This window comes from Phaeobacter sp. LSS9 (assembly GCF_003443595.1).
Classification (GTDB): domain Bacteria; phylum Pseudomonadota; class Alphaproteobacteria; order Rhodobacterales; family Rhodobacteraceae; genus Phaeobacter; species Phaeobacter piscinae.
On the sequence record NZ_CP031956.1, the window covers coordinates 131,536 to 149,011 of the forward strand.

Sequence of the window (17,476 nt, forward strand, 5' to 3'; positions counted from 1 at the left end):
TTTACCCCAAGCTCACGCTGGCGGCGCTTTCGGGCAGCTCTTCGTCAAAGCAGCGCTGGTAGAACTCGGCGACGGTCTGGCGTTCCAGCTCGTCGCATTTGTTGAGGAACGACAGGCGGAAGGCATAGCCCACATCGCGGAAAATCTCGACGTTCTGTGCCCAGTTGATGACGGTCCGGGGCGACATAACTGTGGAGAGGTCGCCGTTCATAAAGGCGGTCCGGGTGAGGTCGGCGACAGTCACCATCTGGGAGATGGTCTTGCGACCCTCGGCGGTGTTGTAATGCGGCGCCTTGGACAGCACGATGGCCGCTTCGGCATCATGGCTGAGGTAGTTCAGTGTCGCCACCAGCGACCAGCGGTCCATCTGGGCCTGGTTGATCTGCTGGGTGCCGTGGTAGAGTCCGGTGGTGTCCCCAAGGCCCACGGTGTTGGCGGTGGCAAACAGGCGGAAGTAGGGGTTCGGGGTGATGATCTCGTTCTGGTCCAGCAGCGTCAGCTTGCCGTCATGCTCCAGCACCCGCTGGATCACGAACATCACGTCAGCGCGGCCGGCATCATATTCGTCAAACACGATGGCAACCGGATTGCGCAGCGCCCAGGGCAGGATGCCTTCGTGGAATTCGGTGACCTGCTTGCCGTCGCGCAGCTTGATCGCGTCCTTACCAATGAGGTCGATCCGGGAGATGTGACTGTCGAGGTTCACCCGCACAGAGGGCCAGTTCAGCCGGGCGGCGACCTGTTCAATGTGGGTCGATTTGCCGGTGCCGTGGTAGCCTTGGATCATCACACGGCGGTTGTGGCTGAACCCTGCAAGAATGGCCAGTGTGGTTTCGGGATCGAATTTATAGGTGGGGTCCAGAGCCGGAACCCGGTCAGAGCCTTCGGCGAAGCCCTTGACGGTCATATCCGTATCAATTCCGAACACATCGCGCACCGAAAAGGTCTCGGTGGGTTTCGCGTTCATATCCAGCAAACCGTCGGTCATCGCAGTCGATCCTTATCCTCATCCGCGCAGCGTCCGTTGGCTGCGGGCAATCCGCTGGATTGGTGCCTGATCTTGTCTGCAATCGCAAGGGGCCATGGCCGGGTTTGACCAGCTGTCGTGACGTTTGGATCAAAACTGGCCTTATGGGGGCTGTCCCCGCTACCGGATGCGCTATGTTCTCTCCGCCTAACGCGTGTTGTGCCGGGAGGTCGGCGACGCGGGGGGATGTCGCAGCAAACGCATAGCGGGGTTGCGTCTGCGGGCGGTCTGCGGCGCCCTGATGGGCAAATGAACCCTGTACAACAGGGGGCAAAGCCGATATCAGCGCGCACTTGGATGATGCCATCCGCGTTCCTGCGCAGTCGGGGACATTCCCGATATCGGCGTGCCCTCTGGCGGCGCGCCCCGCAGCAAGCGAAATGAAATCTTGAAAACAGCACTCGAACAAGCGCTTCAGGCGCGCGGCTACGAGCATTTGACACCCGTGCAAGAGGCCGTCACCGCAGCCGAGCTGGATCAGTCCGACCTTCTGGTGTCGGCACAGACCGGATCCGGCAAAACCGTAGGCTTTGGCCTGGCGATGGCCCCCACATTGTTGGGCGACGCCGAGAAACTGGACCGTGCCGATCTGCCGTTGGCGCTGGTCATTGCGCCGACCCGCGAACTGGCGTTGCAGGTCAAACGCGAACTTGGCTGGCTTTATGCCGAAGCGGGCGCGCATGTCGTCTCCACCGTTGGCGGTATGGATATGCGCGATGAGCGGCGCGCGCTGGAACGTGGCGCCCATATTGTCGTGGCAACGCCCGGGCGTCTGCGCGACCACATTATGCGCGGCTCCATCAACCTGTCGCAGGTCCGCGCCGTGGTGCTGGACGAAGCCGATGAGATGCTCGATCTGGGCTTCCGCGAGGATCTGGAGTTCATTCTGGGCGAGTCCCCGGAAGAGCGCCGGACCCTGATGTTCTCGGCCACCGTGCCTGCGGGCATTGCGCGGCTGGCGGAGACCTATCTGAAGGATCACCAGCGCATCAAAACCGTGGCGGAAGCCTCGCAGCATGCTGACATTGAATATCAGATGCTGGCCGTGGCGCAGCGGGATGTCGAAAACGCCGTTATCAACGTGCTTCGCTTCCACGAGTCGCCCAATGCCATCGTGTTCTGCAACACCCGCGCGGTGGTGAATCGGATGACCACACGGCTGAGCAATCGCGGATTTTCCGTGGTTGCCCTATCCGGTGAGCTGTCCCAGGCGGAGCGGTCCAACGCTCTGCAGTCCCTGCGGGACGGGCGCGCGCGGGTCTGCGTGGCAACGGATGTGGCGGCGCGCGGGATCGACCTGCCGAAGCTGGATCTGGTCATTCACGCGGATCTGCCATCCAGCCATGAGACGCTGTTGCACCGGTCGGGCCGTACTGGCCGTGCCGGGCGTCAGGGCGTGTCCGCGCTGATCGTGCCACCAAAGGCAAAGGGCAAGGCCCTGCGCCTGCTGCGGTCGGCCAAGATCACGGCAGAGACCAGCCCGGCCCCCAGTGCCGATGATGTCCGCACCCGCGACTTTGAACGCCTTCTGGGCGACAAGGCCTGGAGCGAACCGGTCAGCGAAAACGAGACCGCCCCTGTGGCGGAGTTGGTTGAGCGGTTCTCGCCCGAGCAGCTGGCCGCCGCCTATTTGCGTCTGTTCCACGATCGCCACAGCGCGCCTGAGGAGCTGAGCGATCCGCAGCACGACAAACGTGAGCGCCAAGAGCGCGCGCCCTTTGGTCCGTCCGTGTGGTTTGCCGTCAGCGGTGGTCGCAAGGCTGGTGCCGAGCCACGCCGACTGCTGCCTGCGCTGTGCAATGCCGGTGGGTTGACCAAGGATGATATCGGCGCGATCCGGGTTCAGTTTGATCAAAGCTACGTGGAAGTGCGCGAAGCCAGCGCCGAAAGCTTCTGGGGCGCAGTGAAACATGACGGTCTGGAAGAGGGGGCAAATGTCACCCGTCTGGACAAGGCGCCGGATCTGCCCAAATCTCCACGCCCGCAGGGGCGTGAAGGCGGTGGTTTCCGCGATGACAAGCGCGGCCATCGTGGGCAGGATCGCGGTGGCGAACGGGGGGAGCGTAAGCCCTATGGCGACAAGCCCCGCTATGACAAACCGCGCGGCGACAAGCCTGCTTATGGTGACAAGCCACGTGGTGACAAGCCACGTGGTGAAAAACCATATGGTGACAAGCCTCGTGCCAGCAAACCCTATGGCGATAAACCGCGCGGTGACAAACCGGCCTATGGCGACAAACCCCGTTTCGATAAGCCCAAGCGCACAGGTGAGGGCGGCAAAGCCACGGTGACCGCACGCGGGTCGTCGGACCGGGGGGCAACGCCGTCGGCGCCTGCCAAACCTGCGGTTCCGGGCAAGCCCAAGGGCGATTGGTCCAATCCGGGGAAATCCGGTCGCAAGGGGCCGCCACCGCCGAAGGGCAAGCCCAACAGCAAGAAGAACAAGGCGCGTGCAGCCGTTTCCGGAAAGCCCGGCGGCAACGCGCGACCGCAGCGCAAGGGCAGCTGAGCCGCCTAGCAGCGTAAAATGAAGAAGCCACGGTGCCAATGTGCCGTGGCTTTTTTGTATTGTTGTGTCTGCAAATCGTATTGGGAAATCTATCGACTGGTCTTTGGATTTCCCGATTTGGCCAAGATCGCTCCAAAAACCAGCGGAGCGGCTCTCGCAAGCACACGATATTCGGACATTCCTCGACCGGTTCAATGACCTGACCCTGACCCTGGCGCCGGTCGAAGACGCCAGAAGTGAGCGCGACCCCGCTGCGGTTTTCAACGAGAGCCCGGCGGATCGGCGAAAAGCTGGGAGAGGCGACGCATTGGGCAAATAAAAAGCGCCGCTTGCGCGCCGCTTTCTGGTGTTTTCAAAACGGCAAAGACACCGTTGAGACGAACCTGCTTTAGGTGCTGCGGTTCACTTGAAGCTGCGGCTGTCCTTGATCTGGTCCCAGGCCCAGACCACCTCTTGCAGCTGTTCTTCCTGGCTGCGGTCGCCCCCATTCATATCGGGGTGCAGCACTTTGATCAGCTTTTTGTAGGCCTTGCGGATGTCGGCCTTGCTCCAGTCATCCTTGGCCTCCAGCACCTCAAGCGCGCGGCGTTCGGTCGGCGGCAGACGGCGCCCGGCAGGGGCGGAGCGTCCGGGATTGCGGGTGGCGTTCTGACCCAGTACCTGATGCGGATCCTCAATACCAAGCCGCGCCCAGGCCCGTGCCTCCGGGTCGCCCATGGGTTTGGTCTGGCGTTCCCAGACCTTGTCCTTGGACTGCTGGGCGTTCATCTCAGCCTCAGTGGTGCCTTCAAAGAAGTTCCACTTGTTGTTGTATTCGCGCACGTGCTCCTGGCAGAACCAGTAGAAATCATCCAGCACATCTGGCGCCTTGGGCGCGCGGAATTTGCCGGGTTCATTGCAACCGTCCTTGTCGCAGACGCGTTGGGAGGTCTCGGACGCGCCGGTGGCGGCCCGCCGCCCGCGGGGGTTCTTTTTCTTCGCTGACCGGATGGACATATCGAAACCAAAGGGATCTGACTTGGTCATGGGGCGCACCTTCTAGACGCAACTGTTCGACTCGGAGGCAGCAGTTTAGTCTAAGGGGCGGCAGATTGAAGGGGGCTGGGAAAATTAATACGGGGATTTTTATGCAGGACACGGCAGAATGAGCATTCGTGATGAGATTGAGGCGCGCCTGCGCGCAGAATTTGCGCCAAGCGTGCTGCGGGTCGAGGATGAGAGCGATCAACACATCGGCCATGCAGGCCACGACGGGCGCGGCGAGAGCCATTTCAACGTGCATATCCGGGCCGCGGCCTTTGCGGATATGAGCCGCGTCGCGCAGCATCGTGCGGTGCATAAGGCGTTGGGCGACATTGTGCCGCGCATCCACGCGCTGGCGCTGGATATTGGCGCCTAGCGCGGCAAGTCAGGCAAAGCCCCGCCTATGTGACCATGCGGCAACGTCGGCGGGGAATTCGGGTAAGGGGCTGGTCAACTCCCTGCCGGATCTTTGGAGGGGTCTTGCGCCTTTGTCAGCTTTGGCTCGGCCTTTGCGGCAGGTTTGGCTGCGGCGCCTTTCGGCGTTGCGGCGAGGGTGGCGCGGGCCTTCAGTGCGGCGGTTACGCCGGACACGGGGCTGAGTTCCTCCACGCCATCATCAGCCATCATCGCACGTGCACCCCGACCGGGGACGGCGATGGCGCCCGCCGGGGCCTCCGGATCACCGGCAATGGCGGTGGGCGGCACGATGGCGGTGGTGGTCGCCGGACCAAGGGTCGGCACAGTGGTGGTTTCCGGGCGGCTGGTGGCCGCGGGCTCCGCGGTGGCGGCTGCGGCGTCTTTGGTGTCCGGATCTGCCGACTCGCTGATGGCCGGACCCGTGGTCTGAGTGGCGATCTGGGCGCTGAGCTGTGCGGCCAGCTGGGCGATGGCCGTGGACTGCGAGTCCTCAGCCGCTGCTGGTAGGGCGCGGCGGAAAATCAGCACATTGCGCCAATTGGTGGTCGAGCCGGTCAGCCCGCTGCGTTCTTCTGAGGGCAGAAGCTCCGCGCGCTGATACTCCCAGCCCTCTGCTGCCATCTCATTAAGCAGAATATCGATGGAATTGGCGAACCGGGCTTCGGCTGTTTTGACCCCCTTGGCCTTGGTGCCCTTGGCGGGGGCGGGAACAACCTTGTACTCAAAAGCTTGCATAAACGTCTCCTGTGTCGGCGGCAGGTTTAGCGCAAGCGTGCGGGGGGTCAAGCGTCCGCGTTCCCCATGGGCGGGGACCTGTCGATGGGCAAGTCGATCTGCAGTATAACCAAATTCCGCGGCGGAATTCCAGTTTGATGACGGGGGCTTGCGCTGTGATGTCAGCACAAAAAGGACACAAGCGGGTGAGTTGCAGCCTGCGCAGGTACCAAAAAGGGCGCCACCGGGGCGCCCTTGATCAATCTGCAATTGGGTCTGATCTGCGATCGGCGGGTTGCGCTCACTCGCCCAGTTTCTTGGCCACCAGCTCATTCACTGCCTTGGGGTTGGCCTTGCCGCCGGTGGCTTTCATCACCTGGCCGACGAACCAGCCTGCGAGCTTGGGGTTCACCTTGGCCTTCTCCACCTGTGCGGGGTTGGCTGCGATGATCTCGTCCAGCGCGGCCTCGATGGCGCCGGTATCTGTCACCTGCTTCATGCCGCGCTCTTCGACGATCTGCGCCGGGTCGCCACCTTCGGTATAGACGATCTCGAACAGGTCCTTGGCGATTTTGCCGGAAATCGCATCGGAAGAAATCAGGTCAATGATGCCGCCGAGCTGCGCCGGGGAGACCGGGCTGTCGGTGATCTGTTTGTCCTCGTCCTTCTTCAGGCGGCCGAACAGCTCGTTGATCACCCAGTTGGCGGCCAGTTTGCCGCTGCGGCCCTTAGCGGTTTCCTCAAAGAAGGTGGCCGATTCCACGTCGGCGGTCAGCACCGATGCGTCATAGTCGGACAGACCGAAATCCTTGATGAAACGTGCCTTTTTCTCGTCCGGCAGTTCCGGCAGGTTGGCGGCGATATCATCGACCCAAGCCTGTTCGATTTCCAGCGGCAGCAGATCCGGGTCGGGGAAATAGCGGTAGTCATGCGCTTCTTCCTTGGAGCGCATGGAACGGGTTTCGCCCTTGTCCGGATCGTACAGGCGGGTTTCCTGGTCGATGGTGCCGCCCGCCTCGATGATGGCGATCTGGCGGCGGGCCTCGACGTCGATGGCCTGCTGGATGAAGCGCATGGAGTTCATGTTCTTGATCTCGCAGCGGGTGCCGAGGTGGGAGAAGTCCTGGGTTTCCTGATACTTCTCATACTGGCCCGGACGGCAGACAGAGACGTTCACGTCGGCGCGCAGGTTGCCGTTTTGCATATTGCCGTCGCAGGTGCCCAGATACTGCATGATCTGGCGCAGCTTGGCGATATAGGCGGCCGCTTCCTCGGGCCCGCGGATGTCGGGGCGGGAGACGATCTCCATCAGGCAGACGCCGGTGCGGTTGAGGTCGACGAAGGACATGTTGGGGTCCATGTCGTGGATCGACTTGCCCGCGTCCTGTTCCATATGGATCCGCTCAACCCGTACCATGCGCGCGGTGCCGTCGCCCAGTTCCACCAGCACTTCGCCCTCGCCCACGATGGGGTGATAGAGCTGCGAAATCTGGTAGCCCTGCGGCAGGTCGGGGTAGAAATAATTCTTGCGGTCAAAGGCGGACCACAGGTTGATATCGGCCTTCAGCCCCAGCCCGGTGCGCACCGCCTGTTCAACGCAGTAGTCGTTGATCACCGGCAGCATGCCGGGCATGGCGGCATCAACAAATGCCACGTTGGAGTTTGGCTCGGCCCCGAACTTGGTGGAGGCGCCGGAGAACAGCTTGGCATTGGAGCTGACCTGGGCATGCACCTCCATGCCGATGACCAGTTCCCAGTCATGCTTGGCGCCCGCGATCACTTTGGGCTTGGGGAGTTCATATGTCAGGTCGAGCATGGTTTTCCGCCGTATCCGAATGTCTATAGTTGGCAAGCGTTCTAGGCCTCTGCGCGGGCAGGGGCAAGAGGGCAATGGCGGCGCGGGATTGCCGGGGGGGTATTTGCCCTCTTGGCGGGGTCAGGGCGTGCAGATAGAACTGGCAGCCCGAGCAGTTCAACAGGAGGCCGCCTTGGACACACCCGCCCGCATCAGCCAGACCATTGCCACGGAAATCGGCGCTGCCGCGAAACAGGTGAGCGCCGCTGTCGCGCTGCTGGACGAAGGCGCCACCGTGCCCTTTGTCGCGCGCTACCGGAAAGAGGCGACCGGGGGTCTGGACGACACCCAGCTGCGCCGGCTGGCGGAACGGCTGGAGTATCTGCGTGAGCTGGAAAAGCGGCGGGCGGCGATCCTTGAGTCGGTGAAATCGCAGGACAAACTGACCGATGCGCTGGCATCCTCAATCGCTAGGGCTGAGACCAAGGCGCAGCTGGAAGATATCTACCTGCCCTATAAGCCAAAGCGGCGCACCAAGGCGATGATTGCCCGCGAAAACGGGTTGGACCCACTGGCAGAGGCCATTCTGGCCGACCGCCGCATAGACCCGGAAAAGCTGGCGGAAGGGTACATTACCGAGGCGGTGGAAACGGTGAAGGATGCGCTGAACGGCGCGCGCGATATCCTGACCGAGCGGTTGACGGAAAATGCAGCCCTATTGGGGCGGTTGCGGGGGTTCCTGCAAAAGGAAGCGGTGGTTACCGCCAAGGTGATCGAGGGCAAGGAGCAGGAGGGCGCCAAGTTCTCGGACTATTTCGCGCATTCCGAGCGTTGGGCCGATGTGCCCTCGCACCGGGCGCTGGCGATGCTGCGTGGGTCAAACGAGGGTGTGCTGACGCTGGACGTGGGGCCGGAGCCGGAAGAAGGTGCCGCGCGGGCCGAAGGCATGGTTGCGGCGGAGCTGGGCGCGGGCGGCAACGGGCCGGGGGATATCTGGCTGCGCAAGGTCGCGGGCTGGGCCTGGCGGGTGAAGCTGTCGCTGTCGATGATGCTGGAGCTGATGGGAGACCTGCGCGGCCGCGCGCAGGAAGACGCCATCCAGGTTTTTGCCCGCAACTTGAAAGACCTGCTGTTTGCAGCGCCAGCCGGTGCGCGGCCGACCCTCGGGCTGGACCCGGGCATTCGCACCGGCGTCAAGGCGGCGGTGGTTGACGCCACCGGGAAACTGGTGGCCACCGAAACGCTGTATCCCTTCCAGCCGAAGAACGATCTGCGCGGGGCGCAGGTGTCGATTGTGAAACTGATCGCCGAGCATGGCGTCGAGTTGATTGCCATCGGCAATGGCACCGCCAGCCGCGAGACTGAGCGGATGGTGGCGGAGGTGCTGAAGCACCTGCCTGCCAAGGTGAAGGCGCCGACCAAGGTGGTGGTGTCCGAGGCCGGCGCCTCGGTCTATTCCGCATCCGAACTGGCGGCGCGGGAATTCCCGGATCTGGATGTGTCCCTGCGTGGGGCGGTGTCGATCGCCCGCCGCCTGCAGGACCCGCTGGCGGAGCTGGTGAAGATCGAACCCAAGAGCATCGGTGTTGGCCAGTATCAGCACGATGTAGACCAGCACAAACTATCAAAATCGCTGGAGGCGGTGATCGAGGATGTGGTGAACGCGGTGGGTGTGGATCTCAACATGGCATCGGCGCCGCTCTTGAGCCATGTCTCGGGGCTTGGCCCCGGTCTGGCAGAGGCGATTGTCGCCCATCGCGATGTGAACGGGGCGTTTGCCTCGCGCCGCGAGCTGCTGAAGGTGGCGCGGCTTGGCCCCAAAGCCTATGAACAATGCGCGGGGTTTCTGCGCATCCGGGATGGCAAGGAGCCGCTGGATGCGTCCTCGGTTCACCCCGAAAGCTATGCTGTGGCGCGCAAGATTGTGGCTGCCTGCGGGCGCGATATTCGTCAGATCATGGGCGACGGGGCAGCGCTGAAGTCTCTGCGGGCGGAGGAGTTTGTTGGCGGCGAGGTCGGACTGCCGACTGTGCGCGACATTTTCGAGGAATTGGAAAAGCCGGGCCGCGATCCGCGTCCGTCCTTTGTGACGGCCTCGTTCAAGGATGGGGTTGAGACGATTACCGATCTTAAGCCCGGTATGGTGCTGGAGGGCACGGTGACCAATGTTGCCGCCTTTGGCGCCTTTGTGGACATTGGCGTGCATCAGGACGGGCTGGTGCATGTCAGCCAGCTGGCGGACCGGTTTGTGAAAGACCCCCATGAGGTGGTGAAGACTGGCCAGGTGGTCAAGGTCACCGTCACGGAGGTGGATGTGCCGCGCAAGCGGATCGCGCTGACCATGAAGAAAGACGGCGGAGCCTCTGCCAAAGAGGAGCGTAACGCACGCGGACCGGCCAAGGGGGCAGGCCCGCGACAGGGCGGCAAGCCTGCGTCAGCTCATGGCAGGCATAAGGGTCCGGGGCAGAAGCAGGGCAAAACTCAAAGCGGGCGTCAAAACTCCGGTCAGAAGACTGATCAGAATACCGGCGCGTTGGGGGCCGCTCTGATGGATGCCTTCAAGAAGCGATAGCAGGACACCGGATGGAGCGTGAAAGTGGCGCAGGCGTGCGAGGCGCCTGTGCTAGATTGAGGTAACCCGCAGGCCGCTGGCGGAGAATTCCACCCTCTGGCCTGCCTCGATCTCATTGCGGAACAGTTTCGCGATAAATGCCAGTGCATCCTTGCGTCCGTGATCGGCAAAGCGGCGCGGCGAGGCGATGCGCAGGTTGTTGTCAAACCGCTGGGCTGCATGGGCCCAGATCAGGGGGTGAATTTCGCGCAGGTGATCGCGGATCAGCCATTCTGCGGCCTCCACGATTTCGGCGCGCTGCGGGGGGCCTTTGGTGGCGGCTTCCTCGCCGTAGCGCAGGGCCACAGCGCAATAGGAGGCGAGAAGGTTGATCATTTCCTGATCAGGGCGACGGGCCACGATATCGCGCAGACCGTCCATGAAGAAGTCGATATCGACGCGGGCGCAGGCCTCCGGGTCCAGTGCAATGGCGTCGAAATAAACCCAGGCATAGGCGCCGTGGCCCCAAGTGGCCTCGGTGCGGGCGGCGGTGCGGCGGGCCTCCAGTTCGAGCGCGGTATAGTCGCCGAACCAGCGCGGCAGCATATGGGTGCCCAGACTGCGCATGTGGCGGTGGTTGTCGGGATCAAGATCAATGAGTGCTGCAAAGTCATCGGCGACCTGCGTGGTGCTGGCAGAGCGTTGCCCGGCCAGAAGAGCGGTTTTGGCGGCGGCTATGAAGGGGCTGTCGAGCGCAATGCCATCCAGCGGGTGCAACAGCGCGGCGGCCCTGTCGAAATGGGCTGCACAACGCTGACCGTTGGCGACGGTGATCGACAAGACGTCGGAATACCCCCGCCAGATCCACGCCACATCAATATGGGCCAGGGCGACCAAGGTGCGCAGATAGGGATCGTCGCGATGTTCGACGCACATGGCCTCCAGCCCCATGACACCTTCGATCATCTTGCGCCGGTCTGCGGCGTGGCCGAGGCTCAGCGCGTGTTCGACGGCATTGACCACATCGCCGCGGGCACCATGGGCCAGCAGTTCGGCGACGGGAAGGCCATGCGGCGTGTTGCGTCGCGCCCTATCAGCCTCTGCGATCCGGGCGGAGAGGTCAGCCCAGCGATCCTGACGGGCGAGGAACTGCCCCTGATCCTGCAGCGCCGCGCAGTCACTGCCTGAGTGCGCAGGATCGCAGATTGGCACGATCAGTTGCTCGGTTGATTGAGTTATGGCGCTGCTGTGGCTGCGCGGCTCGGAGGTGCTGTCCTGAACCGTTGTTGGTTTTGGCAAGCGGACGGGGTGACCATCGGCGGTCTGGACAGTCGGTGCGCGCCCGTCGCCGGGCAGAAATGTCGCAAAAACCTGTTTGAAAAGATCGCGCGCTGGGGTGTTTTTGTTGAGCATATCGATGTCCGCGTGCTGGCAGCTTAAATCACTGAAAACAAACTGACCCGGCTTTGGGGCGCAATCATGGCGCGCGCGCGCCATTGCAGAGGACGATTGGGATATTCCAGTGGCAGGTTAACGGGCGTTAAGAGTAGGGTTTGCGGCGGAGGCGCCGCTCAGACCGCTAGAAGATCTGAAAATGATGTCGCTCAACCCGCAGATTGGCGGCAATCAGTGCCTGCTCAAAGCGCTGATGCGGCGGCAGGCAATCCGGCGGGATAAGCAGGCGGTTGCCGCTGTCTGTGAAAACGGTGGCGCGATGTGAGAAATCCCAGCGCCTGTCGAGCCGGATGTGGCTGATCCGATCCAGGGGGATATCTGTGCTGCCGGAGGCCGCGTTGCACCAGCTAAGGCCCTTGCTGTCCACCGCCAGCATTGCAGTAGGGTTGCGCCATAGCTCCCACAGGCCGGGGAGCAGGGGCAGCGCCAGCACCACAGCAATCCAGACGGTTGCAGAGAAATAAAGCGATATGATCAGAATGCCGACCGCCCAGAGGCCGAGCGCCACGGTGAGGCGCGGTGTGCGGGCGGTCCGGCTGTAGCGATACGCCGTGGAGGAGACACCGCCGTCAGACACCCGTCAGACCTACGGCACGGTGGGTGTCACCGAGATCCGGCTGACGGCAAAGCTGCACCGTTTCCAGATCTACAGAGGGGAACGGGCAGTCAGGCTGCCCGCTCTTTCTGCGTGTGGTGGGCATCACCCCTGCAGGATCCGGCTGACCATCTCATGGGTGTCACGGCTGAGACCCTCTGTGGCGAGGATGCGTTCCAGCTCAACCCGGATCAGGGTCTGTCGCGCACTGTCGTAGCGTTTCCAGGTCTGGAAGGCCGCACACATCCGCGCGGTGGTCTGGGGGTTCAGACTGTCCAGCGCGATCAGGTTCTTCGCCAGCAGCTGATAGCCCGCGCCACTGACATGGTGGAAGCCCGCGTGATTGCCCGCCAGCGCGCCCATCACGGCGCGGAAGCGGTTGGGGTTCTTCATGTCAAAGAGCGCGTGACCGGTGAGGTCAGACGCAACCCCGGCTGCCGCATCGGGGGCGGCACAGGCCACCTGCAGGGCGAACCATTTGTCCATCACCAGACGGTCATCCCGCCACTGGTCGAAGAACGCCTGACTTTGGCTCTCGCCATTTTCCGCCTTCATCAGTGATGCCAGCGCCGCATATTGCTGGGTCATATTGTCAGCGGCCTGATACTGGCGTGCCGCCTGTTCGCCGCCATCCAGCCGGGTCAGCAGGGACAGGATACGACCGTTCAGCGCCCGCAGACCGGCACCATGGGCATCGGGCTGATAGGGGCCATCTACAGTAGTCGCGGCATAGAGCCGGGGCAGGCTGGTCTCCAGCTGTTGCGCCAGCGTCTGAGCGAAGGTCTCCGCCGCATCGTAGATCTTCTGCGGATCGGGGGTGACACCTCGGTTGTGCAGAGATTGGGCAATCTCGGACTGGCTGGGCGGCGACAACACCAGCGCGCGGAAGGCTGGATCAAGCGTGTCATCGCGCACCAGTTTCTCCAGCGCATCCAGATAGGCCCCGTCGGGCGCGGCGCCCTCGCTCACCATGCTGACGCGGGTTTCGGTGGCCAGAGCGTTGCCCGCCTCCCAGCGGTTGAAGGGATCAGTGTCATGGGCCAGCAGGAAGGCGCGTTCTGCGTTTGTGGTTTCGCGCTCCAGGATCACCGGGGCTGAAAACTCGCGCAGGATGGAGGGCACGGGTTTCGCAGCGAGGCCATCAAAGGTGAAGCTCTGCTTGGCTTCGGTCAGCTCCAGCACCTCCGTTGCCCGCACTTCATCGCCGTTAGGAGAGAGAAGTCCCACCGCGACTGGAATAACGCGAGGGGCCTTGTCGGGCTGGCCGGGGGTGGGTGGTGTCGATTGCTCGAACGTGAGGGTATAGCGACCGTCGGCATAGTCCTCAGAGACCTGCACCCGTGGGGTGCCCGCCTGACTGTACCAGAGTTTGAATTGGCTGAGGTCACGCCCGGTGGCATCCTCAAACACCTTCAACCAGTCTTCGATCGTACAGGCCTGGCCGTCGTGCCGGTCAAAATAGAGATCCAGCGCCGCTGCGTAATTCTCATCGCCCACAAGGCGCTTCAGCATTCCAATGACCTCAGCGCCTTTTTCATAGACGGTGGCGGTGTAGAAGTTGTTGATCTCTTGGAATTGTTCCGGGCGCGGCGGATGGGCGAGGGGGCCGTTGTCCTCCGGGAACTGGCGCGAGCGGAGCGCAATCACATCCTCAATCCGCTTCACCGGCTCTGACCGCATATCAGCGGTGAACTGGGCGTCGCGGAAGACGGTCAGGCCTTCCTTCAGGCAAAGCTGGAACCAGTCGCGGCAGGTGATGCGATTGCCGGTCCAGTTGTGGAAATACTCATGGGCGATGATCGCCTCAATCCGTTCGAAATTGGCATCCGTTGAGGTCTCGGGCGAGGCGAGAACGCAGGAGGAGTTGAAGATGTTCAGCCCCTTATTCTCCATCGCGCCCATGTTGAAATCATCTACTGCCACGATGTTGAAGATATCCAGATCGTATTCGCGGCCGTAGACATCCTCGTCCCATTTCATCGACTTCTTCAGCGCTTCCATGCCAAAGGCGCATTTGCCCTCGTCTCCCGGACGGACCCAGATGTTGAGTTCGACATCCTTGCCGGACCGGGTGGTGAAGCTGTCGGGATGGTTCACCAAATCACCGGCCACAAGCGCAAAGAGATAGGCCGGTTTCGGCCATGGGTCGTGCCACTCCGCCCAACCGTCGCCTGACCCGGTGGGATTGCCATTGGATAGAAGGACCTTTTCATTCCCTTCGATACGGACCGAGAAGGTCGACATCACGTCAGGGCGGTCAGGGTAATAGGTGATTTTGCGAAACCCCTCGGCCTCACATTGGGTGCAATACATGCCGCTGGACATATAAAGCCCCTCCAGCGCGGTGTTGGCGGCGGGGTCGATTTCCACCTCCGCTTCCCAGGTGAAGGGGGTGTCAGGTGTGTCGCAGATGAGGCCACCCGCGATCAGCTCGGGCGTCACAGACTTGCCGTCGATCTTGGCGGAGATGAGTTTCAGCGCTTCCCCGTGCAGGAAAAACCGCGGATCGGCGGCGTTTTCCTTGGGGGCAAAGCGGATCTTGCTCAGCACGCGGGTCGAATTCGGCGCCAGTTTGAATGTCAGCTCTACCGCCTCCACCTCAAATCCGAAAGGTTTGTAATCCTTCAGATAAAATGTCTCCGGTGCGGTGGTGGGCGCAGCATCTTTCATGGTTTTTTCCTGTTCCGTGGAACCCGGGCGGGTCGGTCAGCGTATCTATTACAAGCCTGTGTACCAGCGGCTGCGGCCCCGCGCCAGCAACCGCGCAAACTTGTAGACAAAGGAGCGGCCCATGTCGGCACCTGACACCAATGTTGAACGCGAAGAGAAGCTGCACAAACCGGCCCTGCTGGGGATCCGGGGCGTCGTGGTGGCTGTGCTGCTGATGTTTGCCGTCTTCCTGCTTTGGGTTTTCAACAAAGGCGGCGAGCAAGACGTCGTCGAAACACCGCAGACGGCTGCCGAAGTTCAAGCGACCATCGCGGACAACTGACCCAATCCTCCGACGACTTGAAATTCCTCCCCGACTGGACCCGGCATCGCTCTGCCGGGTTTTTTCGTGCCGGGATGGTGGAGCGGAGCATAGGTGATGGGCGACATCTATAGAGAATATTTGAAGCTGCTTCGCGATAATTGGTAAACTAATATTACCACCAACGTTGCTGATAGGAAACTTTTGATGTATCCGGGTCGGTAATACGCGCATTTTATAGGAGGATCACCCCATGAGCGGGATGCAGGAACGTCATGATATGCAGGTGGCTGACACGCTGGTGTCCTTCATCGAAGACAAGGCTTTGCCCGGCACTGGTGTGACAGCGGATGCGTTCTGGGCCGGTCTGTCCGGGCTGGTCAACGGGATGGGCGATGAGAACCGCGCCCTTCTGGCCAAACGTGCGGATCTGCAGGGGCAGATTGACGCCTGGCATATCGAACGAAAAGGGCAGGCCCATGACGCCGCCGCCTATGAGGCGTTTCTGCGCGATATCGGCTATCTGCTGCCTGAGGGCGACGATTTCGAGATCGAGACGCAGAACGTCGACGATGAAATCGCCAATGTTCCGGGGCCGCAGCTGGTGGTGCCGATCACCAATGCGCGCTTTGCTCTGAATGCGGCCAATGCGCGTTGGGGCAGCCTCTATGATGCGCTCTATGGCACTGATGCCATGGGTGATCTGCCTGAGGGCAAAGGCTATGATGCCGGGCGCGGTGCGCGGGTGATCGCCTGGGGTCGCGGGTTCCTTGATCAGACCTTCCCGCTGGCTGAGGGGTCGTGGAACGACTGCACCGGTTTGTCTGTGGAAGGCGGCGCGCTGGTGCCAACGCTCAAGGATGCCGCGCAGTTTGCAGGTTATGCAGGCGATGCGGCCACGCCGGACAAAATCCTGTTGAAGAACAATGGCCTGCACGCAGTGATCGTGGTGGATGCCAACGGGAACATCGGCACGGGCGATCAGGCCGGGATCAATGATATTGTCCTGGAGTCGGCGCTCTCTACCATTATGGACTGCGAAGATTCCGTGGCCTGCGTCGATGGTGAGGACAAGGTCACGGCCTATTCGAACTGGCTTGGGCTGATGAAGCGCGACCTGGCTGAAGAGGTGACGAAGGGTGGTGAAACCTTCACCCGTGTGCTGAACGACGACCAGACGTTCACCGCACCGGATGGCTCGGATCTGGTGCTGAAAGGGCGCTCACTCCTGTTGGTTCGCAACGTCGGCCATCTGATGACCAACCCTGCCGTCCGTGACAGCGCTGGGCGCGAGGCAGGCGAGGGCTTCATTGATGCGATGACCACCGTCCTATGTGCGATGCATGATCTTCAGGCGGAGGGCGGCAACTCGCTGCATGGGTCCGTCTACGTGGTGAAGCCGAAGATGCACGGGCCGGAGGAGGTTGCTTTCACCGACCGGATTTTCACCCATGTCGAAGACGCGCTGGGCTTGCCGCGTCACACCGTCAAGATCGGCATCATGGATGAAGAGCGTCGCACCTCGGTGAACCTCAAATCCTGTATCCGGGCCGCAAAACATCGGGTTGCCTTCATCAACACAGGCTTCCTTGATCGGACCGGTGACGAGATCCACACCTCGATGGATGCGGGGCCAATGATGCGCAAGGGCGAGATGAAAGCGACGCCCTGGATTGCCTCCTATGAGGATCGCAACGTCGATATCGGTCTGGCCTGCGGCCTGAAAGGGCGGGCCCAGATCGGCAAGGGTATGTGGGCCATGCCGGATCGCATGGGCGAGATGCTGGAGGCCAAGATCGGTCATCCGAAGTCCGGCGCGACCTGCGCTTGGGTGCCGTCGCCAACCGCCGCGACGTTGCATGCCACGCATTACCACCGCGTGAACGTTCATCAGGTGCAGGACCAGCTGAAAGCGGGCGGCGCGCGGGGCACGTTGGATGATCTGCTGACCATCCCAGTGATGCAGGGCGAAAACCTGTCAGAGGCCGAAATCGCGCAGGAGATCGAAAACAACGCGCAGGGTATTCTGGGCTATGTGGTGCGCTGGGTCGATCAGGGCGTGGGGTGCTCCAAGGTGCCCGACATTCACAATGTGGGCCTGATGGAAGACCGTGCAACCTGCCGGATTTCCAGCCAGGCACTGGCCAACTGGCTCCATCACGGCATTGTGGATGAGGCGCAGGTCATGGCCGCGATGCAGAAAATGGCCGCAGTCGTGGACGGACAGAACGCGGGCGACGCCAGCTACACGCCTATGGCACCGGGATTTGATGGAATTGCCTTTCAGGCGGCCTGCGATCTGGTGTTCCGTGGGCGGATTCAGCCCTCCGGCTATACCGAGCCGGTGCTGCATGCGCGTCGCCTTGAGCTGAAGGCGCAGGGCTAAGAGAACAGATGGGGTCGGGCGCGGTGCCCGGCC

12 protein-coding genes are annotated in these 17,476 nt (G+C 62.1%); 5 read left to right on the plus strand and 7 right to left on the minus strand.

What is annotated here, in order from left to right:
• Nucleotide 1: 1 nt before the first annotated feature.
• Nucleotides 2-988 carry a cobaltochelatase subunit CobS gene (gene cobS, locus D1820_RS00660; RefSeq protein WP_014879537.1) on the minus strand — a complete coding sequence of 329 codons (987 nt, stop codon included), beginning with the start codon at nucleotides 986-988 and terminating at the stop codon, nucleotides 2-4.
• Between the two features lie 427 nt (nucleotides 989-1,415).
• Between cobS and D1820_RS00665 the strand changes: the two genes are divergently transcribed.
• Nucleotides 1,416-3,536 (plus strand): DEAD/DEAH box helicase, encoded by a 2,121-nt coding sequence (locus tag D1820_RS00665; protein ID WP_254683340.1) that lies wholly within the window; start codon nucleotides 1,416-1,418, stop codon nucleotides 3,534-3,536.
• Between the two features lie 402 nt (nucleotides 3,537-3,938).
• On the opposite strand, the gene D1820_RS00670 is transcribed toward D1820_RS00665, so the two are convergent.
• Nucleotides 3,939-4,562 (minus strand): DnaJ domain-containing protein, encoded by a 624-nt coding sequence (locus D1820_RS00670; RefSeq protein ID WP_040174166.1) that lies wholly within the window; start codon nucleotides 4,560-4,562, stop codon nucleotides 3,939-3,941.
• A 118-nt stretch (nucleotides 4,563-4,680) separates the two neighbouring features.
• On the opposite strand from D1820_RS00670, the gene D1820_RS00675 reads away from it, so the two are divergent.
• The gene (locus D1820_RS00675; protein ID WP_096788868.1) at nucleotides 4,681-4,935 is read left to right on the plus strand and encodes a BolA family transcriptional regulator; all 255 of its coding nucleotides are present in this window, start codon (nucleotides 4,681-4,683) and stop codon (nucleotides 4,933-4,935) included.
• 74 nt (nucleotides 4,936-5,009) lie between these two features.
• On the opposite strand, the gene D1820_RS00680 is transcribed toward D1820_RS00675, so the two are convergent.
• Nucleotides 5,010-5,711 carry a DUF4177 domain-containing protein gene (locus D1820_RS00680; RefSeq protein ID WP_118067537.1) on the minus strand — a complete coding sequence of 234 codons (702 nt, stop codon included), beginning with the start codon at nucleotides 5,709-5,711 and terminating at the stop codon, nucleotides 5,010-5,012.
• 280 nt (nucleotides 5,712-5,991) lie between these two features.
• Nucleotides 5,992-7,506, minus strand: coding sequence for an Asp-tRNA(Asn)/Glu-tRNA(Gln) amidotransferase subunit GatB (gatB, locus tag D1820_RS00685; protein WP_118067538.1), 1,515 nt, complete (start codon nucleotides 7,504-7,506; stop codon nucleotides 5,992-5,994).
• Nucleotides 7,507-7,678: 172 nt separating this feature from the next.
• Between gatB and D1820_RS00690 the strand changes: the two genes are divergently transcribed.
• Entirely contained in the window at nucleotides 7,679-10,057 is a 2,379-nt protein-coding gene (locus tag D1820_RS00690; RefSeq protein WP_118067539.1) for a Tex family protein, read from the plus strand.
• A gap of 51 nt (nucleotides 10,058-10,108) precedes the next feature.
• Here D1820_RS00690 and D1820_RS00695 read toward each other — a convergent pair whose 3' ends face one another.
• The 3 genes from D1820_RS00695 to pepN all read right to left on the minus strand — a co-directional run bounded on the left by D1820_RS00695 (nucleotide 10,109) and on the right by pepN (nucleotide 14,756).
• On the minus strand, nucleotides 10,109-11,449 hold the full coding sequence (locus D1820_RS00695; RefSeq protein ID WP_118069943.1) for a hypothetical protein: 1,341 nt from the start codon (nucleotides 11,447-11,449) through the stop codon (nucleotides 10,109-10,111).
• A 166-nt stretch (nucleotides 11,450-11,615) separates the two neighbouring features.
• Complete coding sequence (locus D1820_RS00700; RefSeq protein ID WP_118067540.1) at nucleotides 11,616-12,068, minus strand: hypothetical protein; 453 nt, start codon at nucleotides 12,066-12,068, stop codon at nucleotides 11,616-11,618.
• Between the two features lie 123 nt (nucleotides 12,069-12,191).
• Nucleotides 12,192-14,756, minus strand: a complete 2,565-nt coding sequence (gene pepN, locus D1820_RS00705) for an aminopeptidase N (RefSeq protein WP_118067541.1) — start codon at nucleotides 14,754-14,756, stop codon at nucleotides 12,192-12,194.
• Nucleotides 14,757-14,877: 121 nt separating this feature from the next.
• Here pepN and D1820_RS00710 point away from each other — a divergent pair, with 121 nt between their 5' ends.
• On the plus strand, nucleotides 14,878-15,078 hold the full coding sequence (locus tag D1820_RS00710) for a hypothetical protein (protein ID WP_014874107.1): 201 nt from the start codon (nucleotides 14,878-14,880) through the stop codon (nucleotides 15,076-15,078).
• Between the two features lie 232 nt (nucleotides 15,079-15,310).
• Nucleotides 15,311-17,443, plus strand: a complete 2,133-nt coding sequence (locus tag D1820_RS00715) for a malate synthase G (RefSeq protein ID WP_118067542.1) — start codon at nucleotides 15,311-15,313, stop codon at nucleotides 17,441-17,443.
• Nucleotides 17,444-17,476: the final 33 nt, after the last annotated feature.

Excerpts from the sequence above, each read along its gene's own strand:
- D1820_RS00670 (WP_040174166.1), bottom strand. The coding sequence starts at position 4,562 with ATGACCAAGTCAGATCCCTTTGGTTTCGATATGTCCATCCGGTCAGCG.
- gatB (WP_118067538.1), bottom strand. The coding sequence starts at position 7,506 with ATGCTCGACCTGACATATGAACTCCCCAAGCCCAAAGTGATCGCGGGC.
- cobS (WP_014879537.1), bottom strand. The coding sequence starts at position 988 with ATGACCGACGGTTTGCTGGATATGAACGCGAAACCCACCGAGACCTTT.
- D1820_RS00680 (WP_118067537.1), bottom strand. The coding sequence starts at position 5,711 with ATGCAAGCTTTTGAGTACAAGGTTGTTCCCGCCCCCGCCAAGGGCACC.
- D1820_RS00710 (WP_014874107.1), top strand. The coding sequence starts at position 14,878 with ATGTCGGCACCTGACACCAATGTTGAACGCGAAGAGAAGCTGCACAAA.
- D1820_RS00695 (WP_118069943.1), bottom strand. The coding sequence starts at position 11,449 with ATGCTCAACAAAAACACCCCAGCGCGCGATCTTTTCAAACAGGTTTTT.
- D1820_RS00675 (WP_096788868.1), top strand. The coding sequence starts at position 4,681 with ATGAGCATTCGTGATGAGATTGAGGCGCGCCTGCGCGCAGAATTTGCG.
- D1820_RS00715 (WP_118067542.1), top strand. The coding sequence starts at position 15,311 with ATGAGCGGGATGCAGGAACGTCATGATATGCAGGTGGCTGACACGCTG.
- pepN (WP_118067541.1), bottom strand. The coding sequence starts at position 14,756 with ATGAAAGATGCTGCGCCCACCACCGCACCGGAGACATTTTATCTGAAG.